Genomic DNA, 24289 nt, shown 5'->3' with positions numbered 1-24289 from the left:
CTAGTCTTAACCACGCAAGGCGATCACGGCAACCCCACGGGCCCGGCGGGCGACCGGGAACGCAGGCGCGAGGACGGATGTCCGGCAGGACGGCGAGGGCCGCGGGCAGCACGCCGGCGAGCGACCAGTGATCTGGAACAAGTTCTCGCGAGCCGCGGCGGGCGTTCGCCTACCCTCGGGCCATGCCGCGGTCGTTCCGGACCCGCCGTGCGCTGCAACTGGCGCTCACGGCCAACGCGCTGCGCCCGCCGCGCGGGCCGAGGGCGTCGATCCCCGCCTTCTTCGCGGGCTGGCTGACCGCGGAGCTGGCGCCCCATCTGCTCGCGGTGACGCTCGCCGACTCCGCGGCGCACGTGGCCCGGCGCGGGCCGCGCCGGGCGGACCGGCAGGGCCTGGCGATGGCGGGGCTGTCGGCGGCGGGCCTGACCGCGCTCGTCGTGTCGGCGCACCGTGCGCGCGGCGCCGTGGCGGACGCGCTGGCCGAGAGCCTGGGCGCGGACTACCGGGACCGGCTCGGTCACCCACCGGACCCCGCCGACCTGGCGACACCGTGGGGACAGCTGGCCCTGCCGTTCCGGATGCGCGACCCCCACGTCCGCCGCGACCGGGACATCGCCTACGCGCCTGGCGGGAAGCGCTACCTGCTCGACGTCCACCGCCCCCGCGAACCGGTCCGCGACCGGCCCGTGCTGCTGCAGGTGCACGGCGGCGCGTGGATCGTCGGCAACAAGGATCAGCAGGGCATCCCGCTGATGCTGCACATGGCGCGCCGCGGCTGGGTGTGCGTGGCGATCAACTATCCGCTCTCCCCGGCCGCCCGCTGGCCGGAACACATCGTCGCGGCCAAGCGGGCGCTGGCCTGGGTGCGCGAGAACATCGCGGACTACGGCGGCGACCCGTCGTTCGTGGCCGCCACGGGCGGGTCCGCGGGCGGTCACCTGGCGGCGCTGCTGGCGCTGACACCCAACGACGCGGCGCTGCAACCGGGCTTCGCCGAGGCCGACACGAGCGTGCAGGCGTGCGTGCCGCACTACGGCGTCTACGACTTCGCGGCCACCAGCGGCTCACCGGCGAGCGCGGCGCGGCTGCGTGCGCTGCTGGCGCGTCACGTGGTGGGCAAGGACCCCGCCGAGTTCCTCGACGACTACATCGCCGCCTCGCCGCTCGACCGGATCACCGACAAGGCGCCGCCGTTCTTCGTCGTCCACGGCGAGCACGACACCCTGGTCCCGGTGCGGGAGGCCCGGGAGTTCGTGCGCAGGCTGCGGGAGGCCTCGCCGAACCCGGTGGCCTACGCCGAGATCCCGGGCGCGCAGCACGCCTTCGACCTCTTCCCGTCCATCCGCAGCGCCCACGTGGTGCGCGGTGTGGAGCGGTTCCTGGAGTGGACCTACGCCCGGCGGGCCGGTCAGCACCCGGCGTAGAGCAGATCCAGTGGCCGCGTGGCGCCGGGCCCGGTGAGCTCCCAGCCGCCGCCCGCGCGGCGGAACGGGTACCAGCGGCCGTCCTCGCCGTAGCGCAGCTGCACGCCGCCCCGGGTGACCCGGTCCCGCCACACGCGGGTGGGGCCGGGTTCGCCGGACTCCGCGAGATCCGCCTTCGCCTCGGCGAGGCACGCGGCCGGGGGCGCGGCGCCACCGCGCAGCACGGCGAGCCCGCCCCGGCCCGCGACCCGCCACGCCGCCGCGCGGCGGGCGAGCTCCCGCACCGGAACCCCGGCGGCCGCCGCCAGCGCGGGCAGACCGTCCGGCGGCCCCGCGGCCGCCCGGCGGGCGAGATCGTCCTCCCACGTCAGCTCCAGCCCGGTGTCCCCCGCACCCGCGAGCAGCGCCCAGGCCCGCTCGGCCGCGTCCGTGGCGAGCACGGACAGCGCGGCGATGCTCAGCCCGCTCGCCGGGGGCGGGCCCACCGCGGGCGGGATGGGCCGTCCCGGGGCGGGCGGCGCCGGCGCCGGGGCGGGAACGGCGGCGGGTGCCCGGCCGAACGCCTGCTCCGGCGCCACGCCCGGCTCGTCCGGGAACCGGGTTTCCCCGGTCGCGGCGCGGGGCGGGGCCCGCCGTGCCCGCACGTGCGCGAGCACGGTGTCGCGCTCCCGCCCGCGCAGCAGGAACAGCACGAACGGGTCGGCGTCCACCTCGTCGGCCACGAGATAGCAGACGGCCGCCGCGTGCTTGCAGGGGTTCGCCGTGTCCGGGCACGAGCAGCGGGGCCGGACGTCGCCGGGCCCGGGCAGCAGGTCGGCACCGGCCGCGCGGGCGTGGTCGGCGAGCTCCGGTGGCAGCTCGGCGTCGAGCAGTGCCGCCGCGTGCCCGGCCCGCCCCGCGACGGCGGTGAGCAGCACGTCCCACTCCCGTGCGGTGAACCGCCGCACCTCGACCGTCACGCGGTACGGCACGGGCCTGCTGCCGCGCACCCTGGCCGTCACGCGGCCCGGCACCACGGACAGGCCGCCGACCTGGCCCTTGCGGGCGTAGGTGCGGCCGCGGGGCAGCCGGTTCGGGTCGAGCCGGGCCCGCTGCTCCAGCGCGGCGACCCACGCCCCGCCCCACCACGTGGTGCCGAAGACGCGCCGGGCCATCAGCGCCCGCCGAGCCGGACGAGGTCGGCGAGCTCGTCGTCGGACAGCTCGGTGATCCAGTCCTCGCCCGCGCCGACCACCGCCTCGGCGAGGTGGCGCTTGGCCGCGAGCACCTCGGCGATGCGGTCCTCCAGCGTGCCCTCCGCGATCAGCCGGTGCACCTGCACCGGGCGGTCCTGCCCGATGCGGTAGGCGCGGTCGGTCGCCTGGTCCTCCACGGCGGGGTTCCACCAGCGGTCGTAGTGGATCACGTGGGTGGCCCGGGTGAGGTTGAGCCCGACCCCGCCCGCCTTGAGCGACAGCAGGAACACCGGCACGGCGCCGTCCTGGAACCCGGCCACCAGTTCCTCGCGCCGCCGCGCCGGGGTCCGGCCGGACAGCAGGGCCGTGGCCACGCCTCGCTCGGCCAGCCGGGCCTCCAGCAGCCGGCACAGCCGCACGTACTGGCTGAAGACCAGCACGGACTCGCCCTCGGCGAGGATCACGTCGAGCAGTTCCTCGAACGCGGCGAGCTTGCCCGACCGGCCGGGCAGCGGCGCCCGCTGCTGCAGGTACTGCGCGGGGTGGTTGCAGATCTGCTTGAGCTCGGTGAGCAGCTTGAGCACCTGTCCCCGGCGCTGGACTCCCCGCGACTCGCGGATCGCCGCCAGGTTCTCGCGCACCACCGCCTCGTACAGCGTGGTCTGCTCGGCGGTGAGCGGCACGTACCGGTCGGTCTCGGTCTTGCGCGGCAGCTCGGGTGCGACGTCCGGATCGGACTTGCGCCGCCGCAACAGGAACGGCCGCACGGCGGCGGCGAGCCGTTCGGTGGCCGCCCGGTCGCGGTCCCGCTCCACCGGCCTGGCCAGGGTGCGGCGGAACGTCTCCAGGGAGCCGAGCAGCCCGGGCGTCGTCCAGTCCAGAATGGACCACAGCTCGGTGAGCCGGTTCTCCACGGGGGTGCCGGTGAGCGCGACGCGGGCCGCGGCGGGCACCCGGCGCAGCCTGCGGGCGGTGACCGACAGCGGGTTCTTGACGTGCTGCGCCTCGTCGGCGGCGACGAGGCCCCAGCGCACCTCCGCGAGTGCCGTGTGGTCGCGGCGGAGCACGCCGTAGGTGGCGAGCACGACCTCGCCGGGCGCGAGCTCGTCGAGGTGCCGCGTGCCGCCGTGGAACCGGCGCACCGGCACCGCGGGCGCGAACCTGGCGAACTCGCGCTCCCAGTTGCCGAGCAGCGAGGTGGGGCAGACGACCAGGGTGGGCCCGGAACCGAGCGGCTGCCGGTGCAGGTGCAGCGCGATGAGCTGCAGCGTCTTGCCGAGGCCCATGTCGTCGGCGAGGCAGCCGCCGAGGCCGAGCTCGGTCATCCGGGCCAGCCACGCCAGCCCCGTGCGCTGGTAGGGGCGCAGGGTGGCGGTCAGCCCGGCGGGCGGCCGGACGTCGTCGCCGGGCGGGGTGCGCAGCCGGTCGACGAGACCGGTGAGGGCGTCCGGCGGTGCGAACTCGTGCCGCTCGCCGTCGAGCACCACCTCCCCGGTGAGCGCGGCGCGCAGCGCGTCGGCGGCGGTGAGCGGTGCGCGCGGGCGGCGCAGTCCGGCCAGCAGCCGGGCGTCGGCGCGGACCCACTGGCCGCGCAGCCGCACGAGCGGGCGTTTCGCCTCGGCCAGCGCGACGACCTCGTCGTCGGTGAGGCGTTCCTCGCCGAGGGTGAGCTGCCAGCGGAAGCTCAGCAGGTCGGTGAGCGGGAAGGCCGGACCGGACTCGCTGCCCGGTGCGGGGGTGGCGCTGGCGCGTGCCCGCAGCTCGTCGGCGAACAGCCCGCGTGCCCAGAGCACCTCGATCCCGGCTCCGGCGAGGTCGGCAGCGCCGCCGTCGAGCAGGTCCACCACCTCGTCGTCGGTCAGTGCCAGTTCCGTGGGCGTGGCGGCACGCAGCGCCCGCTCCAGCGGCGGCCAGGCCCGCGCGCCCCGGCGCAGGCCGAGCAACAGCTGCGCCTCGGCCTGCTCACCGAAGCGCGAGAGCACGGCCGCGGGGGCGGTCCAGAGGGTCGCCGCCTCCACGACGAGGCTGGGGTCGGCGGCACTGCGCAGGGCGAGCACACCGGTGAACTCCTCGTCGCGGGCCTCGATCCGCAACTGGACCTGGGCGCCCCCGTCCTGCTCGGGGTCCAGGCCGGCCAGCCAGCGCTCGACCTCGCCGGACAGCGGCAGGGCCACCGGATCGGCGAACGGGCCCGCACCGGGGACCGCACCGGCCGCGGACGTGCGGACCAGAAGGTCGGCCGTGGCGTCCCACAGCGCGCGGACCAGCGACTCCGGCGAGTGCAGGCGGATACGGCTCAGCCCGGAGATCGGGAGGGCGTGCGCCTCCGGCGGCAGCGCGGCCGCCAGCGCCCGCAGCCGGGCCTCGTCGCCGGTGTCGAGCGGGCCGACCCGCCACGCGGCGAGGCCGCCCTGGCTCGCCGCCGGGCGCAGCCGCCCGCGGGCGATCAGGTGGAGTCCGGCGTGCACGGCCGCGCCCCACGCGGCCAGGCACGGGCCCTGGTCGTCCCCGGCGGCGAGCAGCCGGGGCAGGGCGTCGGCGAGCGGCAGCACGTGCGCGTCGACGGTGGTGCGGCGGAACGACCGCCCCGCGGGCAGCACGAGCTGCACCCGGGTGTCCCCGGAGCCGTCCCCCCACAGCGCGAGGGAGCCGTCCCGGGGCGGATCCGCGGGAAGGTAGGTCGCCAGCGTGCCCGGCCCGAACTCCACGCGGCCACGATAGGCGGGCCCGCCGACACTTCCCCCGCCTGCCACGGCCTCGTGCGCGAAGAACGTCGTTCTCACCACGGTTCTCACTCACGAGGCAGGCCCAGCAGGCGTTCGGCGACCACGTTCAGCAGGACCTGCGTGGTGCCGCCCGCGATGCTCAGGCAGCGGGTGAGCAGGAACTCGTGCTGCGCGCCCGCCGCCCGCCCGCCGGCGTCGGCGCCCTCGGGACCGAACGCGTCGAGCGCCACCTCGGCCACGTCCTGCCGGTGCCACACCCCGAGGAGCTTGCGCACACTCGACTCCGCGCCCGGTTCCCTGCCGTCCAGCCGCAGCAGCGTGGCCCGCAGGTCGAGCACCGATCCGGCGCAGCCCCGCACGACGAGCGCGCCGAGCCGTTCGGCGTCGAGGCCGGGGTGCGTGGCCAGCAGGTGCTCCACGGCCTCCCCCACCGCCGAGCCACCGCCGAGGGCGACCCGCTCGTTGGCCAGCGTGGTGCGGGCGAGCCGCCACCCGTCGTGCACCTCGCCCACGACGAGCTCGTCGGGCACGAACACGTCGGTGAGGAAGACCTCGTTGAACCGCGCCTCGCCGGTGATCTCCCGCAGCGGCCGGATCTCGATCCCCGGCTCGCGCATGTCCACGAGGAAGTAGGTGATGCCCCGGTGCTTCGGCGCGTCCGGGTCGGTGCGGGCGAGGCAGATCGCCCAGTCCGCCTCGTGCGCCAGCGAGGTCCAGACCTTCTGGCCGGTGAGCCGCCACCCGCCCGGCACGCGCGTCGCCCGGGTGCGCAGGGCCGCCAGGTCGGACCCGGCGCCGGGCTCGCTGAACAGCTGGCACCAGGTGATCTCGCCGCGCAGGGTGGGCCCGACGAACCGGTCCCGCTGGGCCGCGGTGCCGTGCCGGAGGATGGTCGGCGCCGCCCACGCACCGATCACCAGATCGGGCCTGCGCACTCCGGCCGCGTCCAGCTCGGCGTCGATCACGAGCTGCTGGGCCGGGGACGCGCCCAGTCCGTAGGGCTCCGGCCAGTGCGGCACCAGGTAGCCGGTCTCGGCCAGCCGTGCCCTGACGTGGTCCGGGTCCAGCGCGGCGAGCTCGGCGCAGACCGCGCGCACCCGTGCGGTGAACGTGGCGTCGGCGTGGGCGGAAGGGTCGACCCCGAGGTCGCGCCGCGCGCCGGACCGGACGAGCTCCCCCGCCCGCCGCCGCCAGTGCGCGGACCCGCCGAGCAGCTGGCGCAGCGCCACCGCCCGGCGCAGGTAGCGGTGCGCGTCCTGTTCCCACGTGAAGCCGATGCCGCCGAGTACCTGGATGCAGTCCTTGGCGTTGTCCACGGCCGCGTCCAGCGCGCCCGCGGCGGCCACCGCGGCCGCCAGCGCCCGCTGCCCGGGTTCGTCGTCGGCGGCGCGCGCCGCGTCCCAGGCCAGCGCCGCCGCGAGCTCGGCCCGGCACAGCATCCCCGCGCAGAGGTGCTTGACCGCCTGGAAGGCGCCGATCGGCCTGCCGAACTGTTCGCGCACCCCGGCGTACTCGCTGGCCGTGCGCAGGCACCACGCGGCGACGCCGGACGCCTCGGCCGCCGCCAGGGTCGCCGCGAGGTCCTCGACCGCGACGCCGGGCAGCAGCGCCTCCGGCCGCACGGCGACATCGGTGAGCTCGGCGGTACCGACGGCGCGGGACAGGTCGAACGGCTCCCCGGGGCTCAGCCGCGCCCTGCCGGGCGGGAGCACGAACCACACGTCCTCCTCCCCCACCCGGGCGGCGAGCAGCAGGTGCGCGTCCCCGTCCGCGTCGAGCACCGGGCCGGACCGGCCGGTGACCGTGAGGCCGCCGTCCGGGGCACGGGTGCCGCGCAGGCCGCCAGGGCCGAACGCGGCGGCCGCGCGCGCGGTGCCGTCGGCGAGGGCGGGCAGGAGCTCCTTGGCCACCGGGGAGTCGGGCACGCGGGCCAGTGCGAGCCCGGCGAGCAGGCTGCTCAGCACCGGTCCGGGGACGAGTGCGGCGGCGGTCTCCGCCACGCCCGCGGCCAGGTCCGCCACGGTCCCACCCGCGCCGCCGAGCTCCTCCGGCACGGCGACCGCGAACAGCCCGATCCCGGCGAGCCCGCTCAGGTCGGTGCCGCCCGTGGCGGCCCAGGACCGGACGGACGCGGCGAGGGCGCGCTGCTCGTCGGTGATGGCGATCGGCACGGGGGTCCTCCTGGAAGCGATCGGCCTGCCAGCCGTGCCGAGTGTAGAACACGTTTCAGTTTTTGTCCGCCGCCGCCCTCGGACGCGAATAGTGCCACCTTTGGGTAGGCTACCGGGGCAGACTGGAACAGGTTCTTCGAACAAGGGGAATGCCGATGGCAAGCAAGCCGAAGGCGCCCGCCCAGGCCAGGAGCCGCGGGGGCGCCTTGAGCGCGATCGGCGACGGGGAGCTGGGCTCGGCCGCACAACGCGACCGCCGCAAGCGCATCCTCGACGCCACGCTCGCGCTCGCCGCCAAGGGCGGGTACGACGCCGTCCAGATGCGGGCGGTCGCCGAACGCGCCGACGTCGCCCTCGGCACCCTCTACCGTTACTTCCCCTCCAAGATCCACCTGCTGGTGTCGGGACTGGCCCGCGAGTTCGAGCGCGCGCAGGAGAAGCTGGACCGTGGCGCGATCCCCGGCGACACCGCCACCGAGCGGCTGCTGTTCGTGCTCGGCCGCAACACCCGGCTCATGCAGCGCGATCCGCACCTGACCGAGGCGATGGTGCGGGCCTTCATGTTCGCCGACACCACGGCCGCCGCCGAGGTGGAGCAGGTCGGCAGGCTGATGGAGAACATGTTCGCCAAGGCGATGGGGATCGACGAGCCCACCGAGCACGACCGCGCGGTGTTCCACGTCATCGCCGACGTCTGGATGGCGAACCTCGTGGCCTGGGTGACCCGGCGCGCCTCCGCCGCCGACGTCGCCCACCGCCTCGAGCTCTCGGTCCACCTGCTGCTGGACAAGGAACCGGCCGCCGCCGAGCGGCAGTGAAGGCCACCTTCACTGCGTTCAGCGCAGTGAAGGTGGCCTTCACTGCTCGCCCCTGCGGCGGGGCCGTGGTCAGGCGGTGAGCTTGGGCAGCACCTCGCGGCCGAAGACCTCCAGCCACTCGTCCTGGTTGCGGCCGACGTTGTGCAGGTAGATCCGGTTGAACCCGGCGTCGACGAACTTCTGCAACGCCGCCCGGTGCACGTCCGGGTCGGCCGAGACCACCATGCGGCCCTCGAAGTCCTCCCGCCGGACGAGCCTGGCCATCTGCTCGAAGTCGAACGGCGAGCGGACGTCGGCCTTGGGGAACTTCATCCCGCCGTTGGGCCACTGCTCCAGCGCGTTGCGCCAGGCCTCCTCGTCGGTGGCCGCCCACGACAGGTGCACCTGCAGCAGCTTCGGCATCGCGTCCGGGTCCTTGCCCGCCTTGCGGGCCCCCTGGCCGAAGTTGTCGAGGATGCCGGCCAGCTTCTCCAGCGACGCGCCCGGCGTGATCAGCCCGTCGGCGAGCTCCCCGGTCTTGCGCGAGGTGTACGGCCCCGCCGAGGCGATGTACACCGGCGGCGGCGCGTCCGGCATCGTCCACAGCCGGGTGGTGTGCAGCTTGAAGAACTCACCGTTGTGCTTGACGTCCTTGCCGGTGAACAGCTTGCGGATCACCTCGAGCGCCTCGAACATCCGGCGCACCCGCTCGGGTGCCTCCGGCCAGTACCCGCCCACGACGTGCTCGTTGAGTGCCTCGCCGGAGCCGATGCCCAGCCACGTCCGGCCGGGGTAGGTCGCCTCCAGCGTCGCCGCCGCCTGCGCCACCATCGCCGGGTGCTGGCGGAACGACGGGCAGGTGACGCCCGGCCCGAGGTCGCCGGTGGTGTTCTCGGCCAGCGACGCCAGCACGCTCCACACGAACGACGCCTCGCCCTGCGCGGGCACCCACGGCTGGAAGTGGTCGGCGGCCATCTGTCCCGAGAAGCCGTGCCGCTCGCCCAGCGCGGCGAGCCGGACCGACTCCCTCGGCGAGAACTGCTCGAGTGCCGCGGCGATCCCGATCTGAACGTCCGTCACGAAGAACCCCTCCTGCGAGCCCGATGCCTGCCCGGCCCAACCTACCCCGCCCCGCGGGTGACGATCACCGGTGCCGTTCCGCGATGGCGGCCAGCTCGTCGAGCCGGCGCAGGGTCTCGCTCTCCGGCCGGGTCGGCAGCAGGAACGTCACCCGGTCGACACCGGCGTCCCCCCAGCGGGCGATGCGCTCCTCGTCCCGGCCCGCGCCGAAGACGCTCACCGGCAGGCCGGGCCTGCCCTCGGCGGCGAGCCGGTCGCGCACACGCTGGATCTCGTCGGGCTCGAGATGTGCCCGGGGCAGCCACCCGTCGCCGTACCGGGCGAGCCGGGCCAGCGCGGCGGGGCTCTCCCCGCCGATGTAGACCGGCGGGTGCGGCCGCTGCACCGGCTTGGGCCAGGCGTACGCCGGGTCGAACGCGACGTGCGCGCCGTGGAACTCCGCCTTCTCCTGCGTCCACAGTGCCTTGACGGCCTGGATCTGCTCGTCCAGCAGCGCGCCGCGGGTGCGCGGGTCGGTGCCGTGGTCACGCATCTCCTCGCGGTTCCAGCCGACCCCGACCCCGAAGAGCACGCGGCCGCCGGAGAGCAGGTCGAGGCTCGCGACCTCCTTCGCGGTGTGGAAGACGTCCCGCTGGACGAGCAGGGCGACCCCGGTGCCGAGCAGCAGGTGCTCCGACGCGGCCGCGGCGGCGGTGAGCGCGACGAAGGGGTCCAGCGTGCGGTAGTACACCCTGGGCATCTCGCCGCCGCCCGGGTAGGGCGTCTGCCTGCTGGCGGGGATGTGCGAGTGCTCGGCGAGGAACAGCGAGTCGAAGCCGCGCTCCTCCAGCGCCCTGGCCAGCGCGCCGGGCCGGATGCCCTCGTCGGTCACGAATGTGGAGACACCGAACCTCATGTGCCGTGCCAACCACCGGACCCGCGCGATTGTTCCCCTGTGGTCATACGTTGCGCCGGTACTGGCCGCCCACCTCGAAGAACGCCTCGGTGATCTGGCCCAGCGAGCACACCCGCGCGGCGTCCATGAGCACGTCGAAGACGTTCTCCCCGCGGGTCGTGGCCTCGCGCAGCCTGCGCAGCGCCACGGTCGCCTCGTCGTGATGCCGCTCCTGGAAGTCGGCGACCCGGCGCAGCTGCGACCGCTTCTCCTCTTCGGTGGCCCGCGCGAGCTCCACCTCCACCTCGTCGTCCTCGGGGTGGGGGCTGCGGAACGTGTTCACGCCCACGATCGGCAGCGAGCCGTCGTGCTTGAGCCGCTCGTAGTACAGGGACTCGTCCTGGATCTTCCCGCGCTGGTAGCCGGTCTCCATCGCGCCGAGCACGCCGCCCCGCTCGGAGATGCGGTCGAACTCGGTGAGCACCGCCTCCTCCACCAGGTCGGTCAGCTCGTCGATGATGAACGAGCCCTGCAGCGGGTTCTCGTTCTTCGACAGGCCCCACTCCTTGTTGATGATCATCTGGATGGCCATCGCGCGGCGCACCGAGCTCTCCGTCGGGGTGGTGATGGCCTCGTCGTAGGCGTTGGTGTGCAACGAGTTCGCGTTGTCGTACAGCGCGCACAGCGCCTGCAGCGTCGTGCGGATGTCGTTGAAGCTCATCTCCTGCGCGTGCAGGGACCGGCCGGACGTCTGCACGTGGTACTTGAGCTTCTGCGACCGTTCGTTGGCGCCGTAGCGCTCCTTCATCGCGATCGCCCAGATCCGCCGGGCCACCCTGCCCAGCACGGAGTACTCCGCGTCCATGCCGTTGGAGAAGAAGAAGGACAGGTTCGGCGCGAAGTCGTCGATGTCCATGCCGCGCGCCAGGTAGGACTCGACGTAGGTGAACCCGTTGGCCAGCGTGAACGCGAGCTGCGAGATCGGGTTGGCCCCCGCCTCGGCGATGTGGTAGCCGGAGATCGACACCGAGTAGAAGTTGCGCACCCCGTGCTGGATGAACCACTCCTGGATGTCGGCCATCATCCGCAGGGAGAACTCGGTGGAGAAGATGCAGGTGTTCTGCCCCTGGTCCTCCTTGAGGATGTCGGCCTGCACCGTGCCGCGCACGTTGCGCAGCGCCCACTCGCGCAGCTCGGCGTACTCGTGCTCGTCCGGCTGCCTGCCGTGCTCGGCGACGAACGCCTCGAGGCGCTGGTCGATCGCGGTGTTGAGGAAGAAGGCCAGGATCGTCGGCGCGGGCCCGTTGATGGTCATGGAGACCGATGTGGTCGGCGCGGTCAGGTCGAAGCCGTCGTAGAGCGCCTTCATGTCGTCGAGCGTCGCGATGGACACACCCGACGTGCCGACCTTGCCGTAGATGTCCGGCCGCGTGTCGGGGTCGTGCCCGTACAGCGTCACCGAGTCGAACGCGGTGGACAGCCGCTTCGCCTCCGACTCCGACGACAGGTACTTGAAGCGGCGGTTGGTGCGGAACGGGTCGCCCTCGCCCGCGAACATGCGCGCCGGGTCCTCGCCCTCCCGCTTGAACGGGAAGACGCCCGCCGTGTAGGGGAAGTAGCCGGGCAGGTGCTCGCGGCGCAGGAACGACACCAGCTCCCCGCGGTCGCCGTAGCGCGGCAGCGCGACCCGGGGAACCCGGTTACCGGACAGCGTCTCCCGCCACAGCCCCGTGCGCAGCTCCTTGTCCCGCACCCGGAACACCAGCTCCTCGCCCCGGTAGGACTCGGCCAGCTCGGCGTAGTGCTCCAGCAGCTCCCGCACGTCACCGTCCACAGCGGACTCGGCCTGGTCGAGCAGGCGGCCGACCGCGGCGGTGTCGGCGCCGTCGGCGGCCAGCGCGTCCCGCGCGGTGGCGAGGTGGTCCCTGCGGCGGACCGCCTCCACCTGGCGGGCGGTGCGCTCGTGGTAGCCGCGCACGGTCTCGGCGATCTCGGCGAGGTAGCGCGTGCGGCCGGTGGGAATGATCGTGCCCGCCTGGGTGGACACCTTGCCCTCGACCGCGGGCAGGACCCCGGCCGACACCGAGAGCCCGTGCTCGGCCAGCAGGTCCCGCAGGTGCCGGTACAGCGCGGTGACGCCGTCGTCGTTGAACTTCGCCGCGCTGGTGCCGAAGACCGGCATCTCCTCCGGGTCGGCGCCGAACGCCTCCCGGTTGCGCACCAGCTGCCGGGCCACGTCGCGCCGCGCGTCCTCGGCGCCGCGCCGCTCGAACTTGTTGATGGCCACCGCGTCGGCGAAGTCGAGCATGTCGATCTTCTCCAGCTGCGACGCGGCGCCGAACTCCGGCGTCATCACGTACAGCGAGTGGTCGACGTGGTCGACGATGCCGGCGTCGCCCTGCCCGATGCCGGGGGTCTCCACGATGACCAGGTCGTAGCCCGCCGCCTTGCACGCCAGGATCGACTCGTCGAGGCCGGCCGGGATCTCGCCGCTGGTGGTCCGGGTGGCCATCGAGCGGAAGAACACCCGGTCTCCGTCGAGGCAGTTCATCCGGATGCGGTCCCCGAGCAGCGCGCCGCCGCCCTTGCGCCGCGACGGGTCGACCGCCAGCACCGCGATGCGGAGCTTGTCCTCCTGGTCGAGCCGGAAGCGGCGGACGAGCTCGTCGGTCAGCGAGGACTTGCCGGACCCGCCGGTGCCGGTGATGCCGAGCACGGGCACCGTCCGCGCCTGCGCGGCCTCGGTGAGGGCGGCCAGCCAGTCCTCCGGCAGCACCTGCTGCTGCAGCTGGGTGATGACCCGTGCGAGCGTGGGCACATCACCGGCGAGCAGGCGGTCGACCGAGGCCGGTGGCTGGGCGGCCAGGTCGACGTCGCAGGCCCGGATCATCGAGTTGATCATCCCCGGCAGGCCCATCTCGAGACCGTCGTCCGGGGAGAAGATCCGCGTCACACCGCGGGAGTGCAGCAGGTCGATCTCCTCACGGACGATCACCCCGCCCCCGCCGCCGAAGACCTTGACGTGCCCGGCACCGCGCTCGGCCAGCAGCTCCACCAGGTACGTGAAGTACTCGACGTGGCCGCCCTGGTACGCGCTGATCGCCACACCCTGGACGTCCTCCGCGATCGCCGCCGTCACGACCTCGTCGACCGAGCGGTTGTGCCCCAGGTGCACCACCTCGGCCCCCTGCGACTGCAGGATCCGCCGCATGATGTTGATGGCGGCGTCGTGGCCGTCGAACAGGCTCGACGCGGTCACGAACCGGACGGGATTCGCTGGCCGGTGCAGTTCGCTGGTCATGCCTCCAAAATACTTGGACTTCCTACTGTTTGAGAACCGACCAACGCCGTGACGGGCGTCTCAGCCCGGGGTGTACCGATTCAGTTGGCCTTGGCGGGCTGCCGCATCGCGATCCACTGCCGCATGGCGTACTCGACCAGCGTGATGAGCGTCTGCTTGGTCGACTCGCGGTCCCGCGCGTCGCAGCGCACCACCGGGATGCTCGCGTCGATGGACAGCGCCTCCCGGACATCGTTCAGGTCGTGCTGGAGCACGCCGTCGAACGTGTTCACGCCGACGATGTAGGGCAGCCCCCGGTCCTCGAAGAAGTCCACGGGCGCGAACGAGTCCGCGAGCCGCCGGGTGTCGGCGAGCACCACGGCACCGATCGCACCGCGTACCAGGTCGTCCCACATGAACCAGAACCGCTGCTGGCCGGGGGTGCCGAACAGGTACAGGATGAGGTCGTCGTCGAGCGAGACGCGGCCGAAGTCCATGGCCACCGTGGTGGTGGACTTGTTCGGCGTCGCCTCGAGGTCGTCGATGCCGGTGCTCGCGTCCGTCATCATCGCCTCGGTCCGCAGCGGCACGATCTCCGACACCGAGCCGACGAACGTCGTCTTGCCCGCACCGAACCCACCGGCGACGACGATCTTGGCCGACGTCATGGTCTTCGGCGCGGATTCCCGCGGTGCCTTAAAGCCGACGGAGTCCACTCAAAACCCTTTCCATCAACATCAGATGCGCCTCGGCGCCTTCGTCACCGGAGATCGTCTTGTGCACGGTGACCAGTCCCGCGTCCGCCACGTCACTGATCAGTACGCGCGCGACGCCGAAGGGTACCCGCAACGCGGCCGCGATCTCCGCGACCGACCGCGGGGTACGGCATTCTTCCATGATCATCTGGTGCTCGACCTGGTCGGGCACCGCCATCAGCGCACCTTCCCGCGTGGAGATCAGGGTCTCGAGTTCCAGCGGGTGGTTCGCCTTCGTCCGTCCGCCGGTGATGGCGTAGGGGCGGACGAACCCCGTCTCTTCGGCTGGAGGCAACGGGACGGCTTCGGCCGACACGGGCTGCTCCTCTCGGGTCGTGTACCGGGAGCCGGCGGGGTTGCCCGCTCCCGAGGGTGCCGCGGCGGGCGGCGGGTACCCCGGCCACACCGGGCTCGCCGCCGTGTGCTGCTCCGGCGCCCCCCGGCCACCGTCCTCGCCCGGCTCGGCTATGTCCTTGCTGCGCGTCCGACGGCCGCGACCGGAGTCCAGCGTGAATCCGTCGAGCACGTCCGCGACCGTGCTCCCGTCCTCCTCACCGGAATGTCCAGGCCCCGTGCTCATCGGCGGATCATCCCACCGGTTCGCCGATCAGCGAGCCGCCGGAGCCCTGCAGCTGCGCGCGCAGCTCCGGGGTGAGGATCTGGCCGACGCGGTCCACGAGCAGCGTCATCTCGTAGGCGACCTGCCCGATGTCGCAGTTCGGAGCGGCGAGCACGGCCAGGCACGAGCCGTCGCTGATGGACATCAGCACCATGATGCCGAGCTCCATCTCCACGACGGTCTCGTTGACCGCACCCGCCTCGAAACAGCGTGCGGCTCCCTGGGTGAGGCTGACGAGTCCCGACGCCACGGCGGCCAGCTGGTCGGCCCGGTCGAGCGGGAGCCGGTTGGACGAGGTGAGCAGCAGGCCGTCGGCCGACACCACGACCGCGTGCGCGACCCCCGGTACCCGCTCGGCGAAGTCGTTCACCAGCCACCCGAACTGGTTTTGCTGGGGCTGAGCCCGATCCGGCGCGGTCATTCACCCTCCACTTTCTCTTGGTTGCCTTCGCTCGCCTGGGCGGTCCGGTGCCTGCCGCGGCGAACTCCCTGTTGGAAGCTGCTGAGCCTGCCCCGGACGTCCGCGGGGTCCCGCTCGGACCGCGGCCGGTTCTCCGCCGTGGCCTGCGAGTTCGCGCTGCCCGGCAGGAGCCGCTCACCCCGGCGCCGCCTCGGCAGGCCCGCCGGGGTGAAGCTCGTCGGTGCCGGCTCGGTCACGGACTGTACGGCCTGCCACCGGTCGTCCGGCGGGAACGCCCACCCCGGACCGCCCGCAGGCGCCCCGCTCTCCGCGGCGGAACCGTCGTGGCCCTGCCGCTTCGGCTGCCGCTGGGGCAGGCCCGAGGCGGTGCCCTGCTGGGCGTCCGCCCGCTCGGATCCCGCCGCGCGGGCGGGTTCGCTCCTGCTCTGCCTGCGGCCCCGGCTGACCCCCTGCTGGAAGCTGCTCAGCCTGCCGCGGACGTCGGCCGGGTCGCGCTGCGGCTGCTCGGTGCCGGTCCCCGGCGTCCGCTCGGCCTGCTCGCCGCCGCCCGTTCCGGGTGCCGCGCTGCCCGGCAGCAGCTTCTCGCCCCGGCGCCGCCTCGGCAGACCCGCCTCCGTGTAGTCCGACGGGGACGTCCGCGAGACCTCCTGCACGGTCCGCCAGCTCTCGTCGACCGCGAAGTCCCACGGGTTCTTGACGTCCCGGTCCTTCGCGCGCTCGGGCGGGTCGTTGTCCGGGTCGGTGACGCTGCGGAACCAGGCCGACAGCATCTCGTCGAAGATCGGCGTGGTCTCCGCGTTGTCGACGGCGGCCTTGCGCTCGGCGTCGCTGGCGGTCGTGGCCGCGCTCCACCAGTCGCTGACGGCCGTGCTGTTGGCCTCGAACAGCTCCTTGCCCGCGGGCAGCTCGCCGCTGTCGGTGCGGTCGGGCGGCGCGCTCCGCGGGGGCACCCTGCTGCCGTTGACCCGCTCACCCTGCTCCGCGGCGGGTCCCTGCTGGTCCCGCGCCTCCGCCGTGCCGCGGCCGAGCGACTCGGTGTCGCGCTCGTCCGCCGCCGGTTGCCCGGTCCGCCCCGCCGCGCCCTGGGCGGGCACCTGCGGCGGTTGCTGGGCTTGCGGGGCTCGCGGGGTTTGCTGGGCTTGCTGCGGTGCCCGCGGTGGCGACGCCTCGTCGCGGTCGATCGGGCTGAACAGGGCCGTGCCGGAGATCTCCTGGTCGGTGGGCGGCGGCGCCAGCCGTCGCTCCACCTCGCTCTGCGTGGTGCCGGTCGGCAACGCGGCCTGCCTGGCCGCGCCGTTCACCGGAAGCCTCGGCTGCGCTCCCTGGTCGCCCCGCTCCGCCGGGGCGGCCTGAGCCTGCGGACGGTCCTGCCCCTGCTGGCTCATCACCAGCTCGGCGGGGACCGTGACGGTCGCCCGGACCCCGACGATGTCCCGGCCGCCGTGCAGGGAGACCCCGAAGCCGTGCCTTCCGGCGAGCCTGCCCACGACGAACAGTCCCATCCGGCGCGACGTGGCCAGGTCGATGGACGCGGCCTCGGAGAGCCGGGCGTTGGCCTCGGCGACCTCGGCCTCGTTCATGCCGATGCCCTTGTCCAGGATGTCGATCGACAGCGATCCGTCGTCGCCCGCCCTCGTCACCACGGTCACCTGGGTCTCCGGCGCGGAGAACGCGGTGGCGTTGTCGAGCAGCTCCGCGACCAGCCGCATGAGGTCGCTGGCCGCGTAGCCCACGATGCGGACCTGCGGTGGCGTGCGCACCACGACCCGCTGGTACTGCTCGATCTCGGACACGGCAGCCCGCAGCACGTCGGTGGCACTCACCGGCTGCCCGGAGCGGCGCCCCGGCTCGGCGCCGGAGAGCACCATCAGGTTCTCGTTGTTGCGCCGCATGCGGGTGGCGAGATGGTCGAGCTGGAACAGCGTGGCCAGCTGGTCGGCGTCCTCCTCGTCCCGTTCCAGCCGCTCGATCAGCTGCAGCTGCCGCTGCACGAGACTCTGGCTGCGCCGGGACAGGTTGACGAACACGCTCGCGTAGCCGGTGCGCATCGCGGCCTGCTCCACGGCGAGCCGCAGCGCCTCGCTGTGCACCGCGTCGAACGCGCGCGCGACCTCGCCGATCTCCTCGGCGGTGTCGATCGGCACCGGGCGGATGTCGGTGCTCTGCGAGCGGCCCTCCTGGATGTTGCGGACGGCGGAGGGCAGTTCCGACTGCGCGACCTCGAGCGCGCTCGACCGGAGGAGCCGGAGCGAGCGCAGCAGCTGCCGGGTGATGACGAAGACGACGAACGCCGCGAGCACCAGCGCGGCGAACAGCAGGACCGCGAGCAGCCCCGCGCCGGTGCTGGCGTTCTCGGCCAGCTCGGCCGAGCGCGCCGTCAGCGTGCCGCCCAGCTGGTCGGCCACCTGCCCGAGCCCGGTGCGGACGGCGCCGGAGGCGTCCGCCCACTGCCGCGCCGAGGTGGCCCGGAGCGCCGAGCCGCCGCCGGTGCCCTGCTCCGCGAGGATGTTCCCGACGATGCGCTGCCGGGTGTCGAACGGCTCTCCGGGCACGGCCGCCTCGAAGGCCGCGCGCTGGTCCTCGCTCGCCGTGGTCCGGAACTCCTCGATCCGGTCGCCGAAGCGCACCTCCTGCGTCCGGATCTCGTTGAGCTCGCTCGGCGCCAGGCCGCCGCGCGCCACGCCGTAGCCGACCAGTGCCTGCTCGACGGACACCGCCTCGCGGGCCACCAGGAGATTGTGCAGTGCCCCCGCCGTGCCACCGAGCTCGTCGTCACCGATGCCCGCGGTGAGCGCCGTGTCCAGGCCGAGCAGCGCGGAGGTGATGGCCGTGTACCCCGTGGCGGCCTCGACCGGGTCGAGCCTGCCCTCGGCGACCGACGTGCGGAGCTCGGCCAGCCCGCCGAGCCGCTCGGCCACCTCGTCGCCCGCCCCCGCGATGCCGGGCTGCAGCTCGGCGGCGCGCTTCGCGGCGTCGGTGACGGGACCGGTGGCACGGTCGACGTCGGCGCGGATGCCGTTCAGCTCGCGGTCGTCGCCGCCGAGTCCGTCGGTGAGCAGTTCGGTGGTCCGCGCCCGCTCGCGCTGCAGGCCGTCGAGCAGCGTGCGGACGGACTCGTTGAGCGTCACCAGCCGGTCGATCCGCTCGTACCGGTCCGAGCGGCTGACCTGGCTGGTGAGGGTGATGGCGCCGAGGACGAGCGCGATGATGATCGGGACGACCGTGACCGCGCTGAGCTTGACCGGCAGGCTCCAGTCCCGCCACTGGACGAGCGCACGCCACTTCGAAGGCTTGGGTGGCTGCTGGCCGAGGAGCTTCCCGACAGGCACTTGGCCTTCTCCTGCAACGGTCACGAAAGTGACTCCTCCTCCGGCATGTGCGGCGTGGTCGGTCCCTGTCGGAAGCGCATCGTCGTGGTCCCCGTGCCCGTTACCTGGCCGAACCGGGGTGCCCCGGCTGCGCCGGGTGGCCGGCTCTGTACCGCATGCACGTCCATTCTCTTCGCCGTGGGCGAGCGCGCCTCGCCGCGTGTCGTCCCGTGTCGTCTCGTTCCACCTACCGGTGACCGACCGCCGTCAACCCCCGGAGGGCGCTGCACGCGGCATCCTGCGATCTGCAGGACGCCGACGAGTGGGCGCCCAATTGATCCTCGGTCGGGTGGCGAGGAAAGCGTACACCAATCGGGTGCTCTCCAAATGTTCTCGAGAAGCACGGCGTGACCAGCGATAACGTCGATTCACACAGCTCACGGGCCAACGCATTCCCCGGCACCGGAACCGGGGCCCGCAATTCAGTCACGGCATTCATCAAGCACGGGGCATCAAGCCTCACCCACACAGCGTAACCGGAAGCCTGGGGGACACTCTAACGGACTAACGAACTTGTCCCCTCAGTCGACTTGACGACGCAAAGACTGCACGATCATGTGGCTTTCGCTGCGCCCGTCGAGCACGCGACCACCCGACGCCTTCTCACCAGATTGTGACGCTGGCCAGGTGATCCTCACGGACGGGTGATGCGCTACGCCACCAGGGGGTGACACTCCGCAGTCATGTGATACCGCCAGTGACGCCTACCCAGAGCAACACCAACCGGCCCGCGCACCCCTCCGCTCCTCACTCTTTCGCCGCCTCTTTTCGTATTCCGGCGACTGTGCGCCATCACATTACCCAACCCGTGTGAAAAGAACGGTCGGGCGCGCCTTTCCGCCGCTCCTGACCACCCGGACGTGCCGCGGACGCCCGCCCGGCCCCGCGCGCCGGGCGCGAATTCCGCGAGCGTGCCACGGACCGTCCGCGCTGTTCCGGGCACCCCGGTGCGGAATGGCCCGCCCGGACGTCCCCGGGCGGGCGCCCGTGGCCGTTCCCGCAATTCCGGCGTCATTCTCCGTGCCGTTTTCCGGGGCCCGCGGCACCCGCGCGGCCATTTCCCCGGATCACGAGAGCTCCGAATCACGAATCGCGTTTCGCACCCGGCTCCCCGCACCCCCACCGCACCGCGCACGCGGCATCCCCGGGCCACCGTCGCCGCCGCTCGATTGTCCAGTGAGCCGGGCGGTCCGGCGGAGGGTTCCCCCCACGCGCACCGCGCGAGCGGGACCGGTACCGTGCTCGTTCCCGCACCTTCGCCGACACGGTCCGGCACACTGGGGACCGGGCCGGTACGCGCGCCCGCCCGGATGACCGGGAGCACCATCCGACCGCCGACAGCACCGACACCAGCGAGAGCACCGAGACGATCGAGAGAGGCGAGAGACTGCGAGAGTGAGCACCCCGTTCGACCGGATCCGCCGCTTCCTGGACGACCAGCAACCCCCCACCCCGTGCCTCGTGGTGGACGTCGACACCGCCGCCGACCGCTACCGGGCACTCGCCGCCGCGTTCGGCCCCGCGACCCGCATCCAGTACGCCGTCAAGGCCAACCCCGAACCCGCCGTCCTGCGCGCACTGCGCGCGGAGGGCGCGAGCTTCGACGTGGCCAGCCCCGCCGAGATCGACCTCTGCCTCGCCGCAGGCGCGCGTGCGGACACGCTGTCCTACGGCAACACCGTCAAGAAGCCGTCGGCGATCGCCATGGCGCACGCCGCGGGCGTCCGCGAGTTCGCCTGCGAGGCGACCGACGATCTGGAGAACATCGCGCGGCATGCGCCAGGCGCGGAGGTCTCGGTGCGGCTGCTCGTCGACCCGCCGGCGTCGGTGACCCCGTTCGGCCGCAAGTTCGGCTGCGCGCCCGACGAGGCCGCCGCGCTGCTCGTGCGCGCGGCCGAACTCGGGCTCGACCCCGCGGGCATCAGCTTCCACGTCGGCTCGCAGCAACTCGACCCCGCCGCCTGGGACGGCGCGATCGCCCTGGCCGCCAAGGTCGCCACCGACGCGGCCGCCCGCGGAGCGCGCCCCCGCAGGCTCAACGTCGGCGGCGGGCTCGGCGTGAGCTACACCGACCAGGCCCCGCCCGTCACCGCCTACGCCGCGGCGCTGCGGTCCGCGCTGCACGCGCACTTCCCCGGCGAGGCACCCGCACTCGTGCTCGAACCCGGCCGCGCCGTGGTCGCCGAGGCCGGGTTGATCCGGTGCGAGGCCGTGCTCGTGACCCGGAAGTCCGCCATGGACCCGCATCGCTGGGTGTACCTCGACATCGGAAGGTACAACGGACTGGCCGAGACCGAGAACGAGGCGATCGCCTACCGTTTCGAACCTGTCGGCGAGCACACACCCGACGACGGTCCCGTGATCATCGCCGGACCGACATGCGATGGTGACGACGTGCTCTACCAGCGAACACCGTACCGGCTGCCGCTGTCCTTGCGTTCGGGTGACCGACTCGACATTCTCGCGGCGGGCGCCTACACGGCGAGCTATTCATCGGTAGCGTTCAACGGGATCGAACCGTTGCGCACGTACTGCATTTCTGGAGGGAGGCTGATCAGTGCCGAGTGAGTTCACCCCGGTCGGCGTGTTTTCCGGCAAGCATGTTCTCGCGGAGTTCGACGGGATCAAACCGGAGCTGCTGGACGACAGTGAGTTCCTGCGACGAACGCTTGCGGACACGTTGACCGAGGCCGGGGCCACGGTGTGCGAGGTGATCGCCCACCAATTCGAACCGCAGGGGGTCACGGTTCTGGCGATGCTCGCGGAGTCGCACGCGTCGATGCACACCTACCCCGAGTTCGGCTCGGTGTTCGTCGACGTCTTCACCTGTGGTGAGCGTGCCGATCCCCAGCAAGCCGTGCGCCTGCTCGCCAACGCACTCGGCACCGACTCGATGGCCGTGTCCACCATCCAGCGCGGCCGCCAGCCCGCCACCGTGGGGAAGTGAATGTCCACCCAGATCGTCGAACCGCTCGGCCCGGGCCTGACCCGGGTGTGGGACGTCTCCGACGTCGTCCTCGACACGCACACCGGGTACCAGCACGTCGTGGTCGGCCGCACCACGCAGGGCGTGTCCCTGTTCTGTGACGACGAACGGCAGAGCACCGAGGCGAGCCAGCTCGTGTATCACGAGGCGCTGCTCGTCCCCGCGATGCTGCTGGCCGACCAGGTGCGCCGCGTGCTCGTGATCGGCTCCAGTGAGGGGGTGGTGAGCCAGCTCGCGGTCGCCGAGGGCGCCGAGCTCGTCGACCACGTCGACATCGACGACGTCACCGTCCGGGCCTGCGCGGAACACCTCCCCTACGGCTACTCCCCCGCCGAGCTGGCCGAGGCGGAGCGTGGCGAGGGCCGCATCCGCGTGCACTACCGCGACGGCTGGGAGTTCCTCGCCGAAGCCACACCCGGCTACGACGTCGTGGTGATCGACCTGCCGGACGAGAACTCCGACCCGGCGGCACAGCACAACCGCCTGTACGGCAAGGAGTTCCTGCGCCGCTGCGCCGGGCTGCTCGCGCCCGGCGGGGTCGTGGTGTGCCAGGCGGGCTGCCCGACGCTGTGGCGCAACGACACCTTGATCGGCGCGTGGGACCGCTTCACCGACCTGTTCGGCACGGTCGTGTACTTCGGCTCGGACGAGCACGAGTGGGCGTTCCTCACCGGACGGCCCGACCAGGTGGAGGATCCCGTCGGCCGCATGGTCGAGCGGCTCGGGCGGGCCGGCTACCGCCCGGCCTCGATCGACGCCGACACCCTGCGGGCGAGTACGGTGCCGCCGTACTCGGTCCGGGTCAGAGCCGACGGCCGGCCCTGACCCGCTGCGTCACCTTGCGCTCGGCGTAGAACGACAGGAAGGGCACGCAGCCCGCGGCCAGCACGGCCACCGTGCCCTTCACCGAGAACCGCGCCTTCAGCGCCAGGTCGACGGCGACCACGAGGTAGATCATGTAGATCACCCCGTGGATCGGCGAGTAGACGGCGGACGGTTCCGGGTCACCGAACCCGTACCGCAGCACCATCACCGCGACGAGGCCCAGCAGGCCGAGACCGGTGACGAAGGCGGCGACCCGGAACCGCGCCAGCGCCCCGCCCACCGCCGGGGCAGGCGCCACCGTGCCGTCACGTTCCGTCGTCACCATGTCATTTCACCTCTTGATCGCGGGCGTTCAGTTCCGCCAGGTACCTGTTGTACTCGGCCAGCTGCCGGTCCTCCTCGTCCTCCCCGTCGGGAGGCGGTCCCCCGTGCCGCGCGGAGGGACGCGGCGCGGGCACGGCCGCGGGCGCGGCGCGGGCACGGCCCTCGGTGCTCTCGCCCTCGTGCTCGCGTTCCCGCCGCCGCAGCTTGCGGATCCGCCAGAACACGAACGCCGGGAACAGCCCGAACAGCGGCCACTGCAGCACGTAGCCGAGGTTCTGGAAGGTCCCGCCCGCCGAGGCGTACCGCTCCCACTGCCACCACGCCAGCGCGCAGGCGGCGACCAGGCTCAGCAGGCACACCGCGACGATCGCGAGTCGCCGAGCGGTCGTGGAGCGTGCGGACACGCCTTCGACGCTAGCACCCGCGGCGCGATGCGGTCCCGCAGGTGGCCGCCTCAACCCGAGGTGACGGCCCTGGCCTGCCGCGCATAGCCGTCGGCGAGGCCGAACACCTTCTGCGCGTACTCCACCGAGTTGTTGTAGGACAGGATGCCCGCCCACCAGCCGTCGGCACTGGCCATGTCCCGCCCGCCCGCGCACAGGTACCGGGCCGCCGACAGGGCGGCGTCGTCGATCTGCTGCGGGTCGGCGAGACCGTCCCCGGTGGCGTCGGAACCCCAGCGGGCCCAGGTGCCGGGGATGAACTGCATCGGCCCGACGGCGCGGTCGTGCACCGCGTCGCCGTCGAGCCGCCCGCCGTCGGTGTCGCTGATCGACCGCACGCCGGACGAGCCGTTGAGCGGCACCCCGATGATGGGCTTCGACGGCGTGCCGTCCTCGCCGAGGACCGCGCCGCCGTAGCGGCCGTGGTCGGACTCGATGCGGCCGATCCCCGCGAGCGTGGCCCACGAGACGCGGCAGCCGGGCTGCACGTCCCGCAGCACCAGCTCGGCGTTGCCGTACGCCACGAGCGCCCTGGCCGGAACACCGATCACGGCCGAGGTGCGCTGCGCCCAGTCGGCGAGCCCCGTCGGCCGCTGCCGTTGCGGCTGGGGTTGCGGGGCCCTGCCGCCGGGGCCCTGCGCGCCGGCGACGGTGTTGGCCACCGGGGCCGCCGAGCCCGGTTCGACGTCGGCCGCCTCGACCTGCAGGGCGGGGATGTCGGTGGTGGTGGGGCTCGCCTCCGGCGCGGCGGCCCTGGCGACGAGCCAGACCCCGCCCGCGGCGGAGCCGAGCACCGCGACGACGATCAGCAGCCTGCCGAGCACCGCCAGCGCGGGCCGGCCGGGTTGCCTGGGCGCGTCCACGGCGTGCACCGCGGTGTCACTGCCGTGGGCACCGTGGGCACCGTCGGCAGCGTCGTCCACCTCAGCGCCGTGCACGTACCCGAGCCTCCCCTGGACGTTCCACCGGCCTCCGGCCGGCCTGTTGGATGGACAACGACCGGGGCCAGGCTAGCGTTACG

At 73.3% G+C, this 24289-nt stretch carries 18 protein-coding genes; 5 read left to right on the top strand and 13 right to left on the bottom strand.

Features of this window, described 5'->3' with window-relative positions:
• Positions 1–182 precede the first annotated feature (182 nt).
• Positions 183–1424, top strand: coding sequence for an alpha/beta hydrolase (locus B0I33_RS01710; RefSeq protein ID WP_106176694.1), 1242 nt, complete (start codon positions 183–185; stop codon positions 1422–1424).
• Here B0I33_RS01710 and B0I33_RS01705 read toward each other — a convergent pair.
• The 3 genes from B0I33_RS01705 to B0I33_RS01695 form a co-directional block, all read right to left on the bottom strand.
• Positions 1409–2578 carry an SWIM zinc finger family protein gene (locus B0I33_RS01705; RefSeq protein WP_342750040.1) on the bottom strand — a complete coding sequence of 390 codons (1170 nt, stop codon included), beginning with the start codon at positions 2576–2578 and terminating at the stop codon, positions 1409–1411. The two genes, B0I33_RS01710 and B0I33_RS01705, sit on opposite strands and share 16 nt — an antisense overlap.
• Entirely contained in the window at positions 2578–5307 is a 2730-nt protein-coding gene (locus B0I33_RS01700; RefSeq protein ID WP_106176693.1) for a DEAD/DEAH box helicase, read from the bottom strand. Before B0I33_RS01700 ends, B0I33_RS01705 begins: the two co-directional genes overlap by 1 nt.
• An 83-nt stretch (positions 5308–5390) precedes the next feature.
• Entirely contained in the window at positions 5391–7496 is a 2106-nt protein-coding gene (locus B0I33_RS01695; RefSeq protein WP_106176692.1) for an acyl-CoA dehydrogenase family protein, read from the bottom strand.
• Between the two features lie 149 nt (positions 7497–7645).
• Here B0I33_RS01695 and kstR point away from each other — a divergent pair, with 149 nt between their 5' ends.
• Entirely contained in the window at positions 7646–8314 is a 669-nt protein-coding gene (kstR, locus tag B0I33_RS01690) for a cholesterol catabolism transcriptional regulator KstR (protein ID WP_106176691.1), read from the top strand.
• Positions 8315–8383: 69 nt separating this feature from the next.
• On the opposite strand, the gene B0I33_RS01685 is transcribed toward kstR, so the two are convergent.
• The 7 genes from B0I33_RS01685 to B0I33_RS01655 all read right to left on the bottom strand — a co-directional run bounded on the left by B0I33_RS01685 (position 8384) and on the right by B0I33_RS01655 (position 18651).
• Positions 8384–9373 (bottom strand): TIGR03557 family F420-dependent LLM class oxidoreductase, encoded by a 990-nt coding sequence (locus tag B0I33_RS01685; RefSeq protein ID WP_106176690.1) that lies wholly within the window; start codon positions 9371–9373, stop codon positions 8384–8386.
• A gap of 64 nt (positions 9374–9437) precedes the next feature.
• Positions 9438–10268: an LLM class F420-dependent oxidoreductase gene (locus tag B0I33_RS01680; protein ID WP_106176689.1), complete on the bottom strand. Its 831-nt coding sequence runs from the start codon at positions 10266–10268 to the stop codon at positions 9438–9440.
• 43 nt (positions 10269–10311) lie between these two features.
• Positions 10312–13548, bottom strand: a complete 3237-nt coding sequence (gene icmF, locus B0I33_RS01675; RefSeq protein WP_106176688.1) for a fused isobutyryl-CoA mutase/GTPase IcmF — start codon at positions 13546–13548, stop codon at positions 10312–10314.
• Between the two features lie 80 nt (positions 13549–13628).
• A complete protein-coding gene (locus B0I33_RS01670; protein WP_181193140.1) occupies positions 13629–14243 on the bottom strand; it encodes a GTP-binding protein in 615 nt (204 codons plus the stop codon).
• Positions 14224–14862, bottom strand: coding sequence for a DUF742 domain-containing protein (locus B0I33_RS30295; protein ID WP_245900384.1), 639 nt, complete (start codon positions 14860–14862; stop codon positions 14224–14226). The genes B0I33_RS01670 and B0I33_RS30295 overlap by 20 nt, the downstream gene beginning before the upstream one ends.
• A gap of 7 nt (positions 14863–14869) precedes the next feature.
• Complete coding sequence (locus B0I33_RS01660) at positions 14870–15322, bottom strand: roadblock/LC7 domain-containing protein (protein ID WP_106176686.1); 453 nt, start codon at positions 15320–15322, stop codon at positions 14870–14872.
• Entirely contained in the window at positions 15319–18651 is a 3333-nt protein-coding gene (locus B0I33_RS01655) for a nitrate- and nitrite sensing domain-containing protein (protein ID WP_106176685.1), read from the bottom strand. Before B0I33_RS01655 ends, B0I33_RS01660 begins: the two co-directional genes overlap by 4 nt.
• 1434 nt (positions 18652–20085) lie before the next feature.
• Here B0I33_RS01655 and B0I33_RS01650 point away from each other — a divergent pair.
• Genes B0I33_RS01650 through B0I33_RS01640 form a run of 3 tightly spaced genes read left to right on the top strand, consistent with a single transcriptional unit; the run spans position 20086 to position 22501 of the window.
• Positions 20086–21258: a type III PLP-dependent enzyme gene (locus B0I33_RS01650; protein ID WP_106176684.1), complete on the top strand. Its 1173-nt coding sequence runs from the start codon at positions 20086–20088 to the stop codon at positions 21256–21258.
• Positions 21248–21637 carry an adenosylmethionine decarboxylase gene (speD, locus tag B0I33_RS01645; protein WP_106176683.1) on the top strand — a complete coding sequence of 130 codons (390 nt, stop codon included), beginning with the start codon at positions 21248–21250 and terminating at the stop codon, positions 21635–21637. The genes B0I33_RS01650 and speD overlap by 11 nt, the downstream gene beginning before the upstream one ends.
• On the top strand, positions 21638–22501 hold the full coding sequence (locus B0I33_RS01640; RefSeq protein ID WP_106176682.1) for a spermidine synthase: 864 nt from the start codon (positions 21638–21640) through the stop codon (positions 22499–22501).
• On the opposite strand, the gene B0I33_RS01635 is transcribed toward B0I33_RS01640, so the two are convergent.
• From B0I33_RS01635 to B0I33_RS01625, 3 genes are read right to left on the bottom strand one after another with little or no spacing between them, the layout of a single operon-like run.
• Positions 22479–22826, bottom strand: a complete 348-nt coding sequence (locus B0I33_RS01635) for a DUF3817 domain-containing protein (RefSeq protein WP_106176681.1) — start codon at positions 22824–22826, stop codon at positions 22479–22481. The genes B0I33_RS01640 and B0I33_RS01635 overlap by 23 nt on opposite strands.
• Before the next feature lies 1 nt (position 22827).
• Positions 22828–23229, bottom strand: a complete 402-nt coding sequence (locus tag B0I33_RS01630; RefSeq protein ID WP_106176680.1) for a hypothetical protein — start codon at positions 23227–23229, stop codon at positions 22828–22830.
• A 50-nt stretch (positions 23230–23279) separates the two neighbouring features.
• Positions 23280–24140, bottom strand: a complete 861-nt coding sequence (locus B0I33_RS01625; protein WP_219927120.1) for a lytic transglycosylase domain-containing protein — start codon at positions 24138–24140, stop codon at positions 23280–23282.
• Positions 24141–24289: the final 149 nt, after the last annotated feature.

Origin of the sequence: Prauserella shujinwangii (genome assembly GCF_003001955.1) — a bacterium.
GTDB classification, from domain to species: Bacteria; Actinomycetota; Actinomycetes; order Mycobacteriales; family Pseudonocardiaceae; genus Qaidamihabitans; species Qaidamihabitans shujinwangii.
This window is presented reverse-complemented; position numbering and strand designations above follow the sequence as displayed.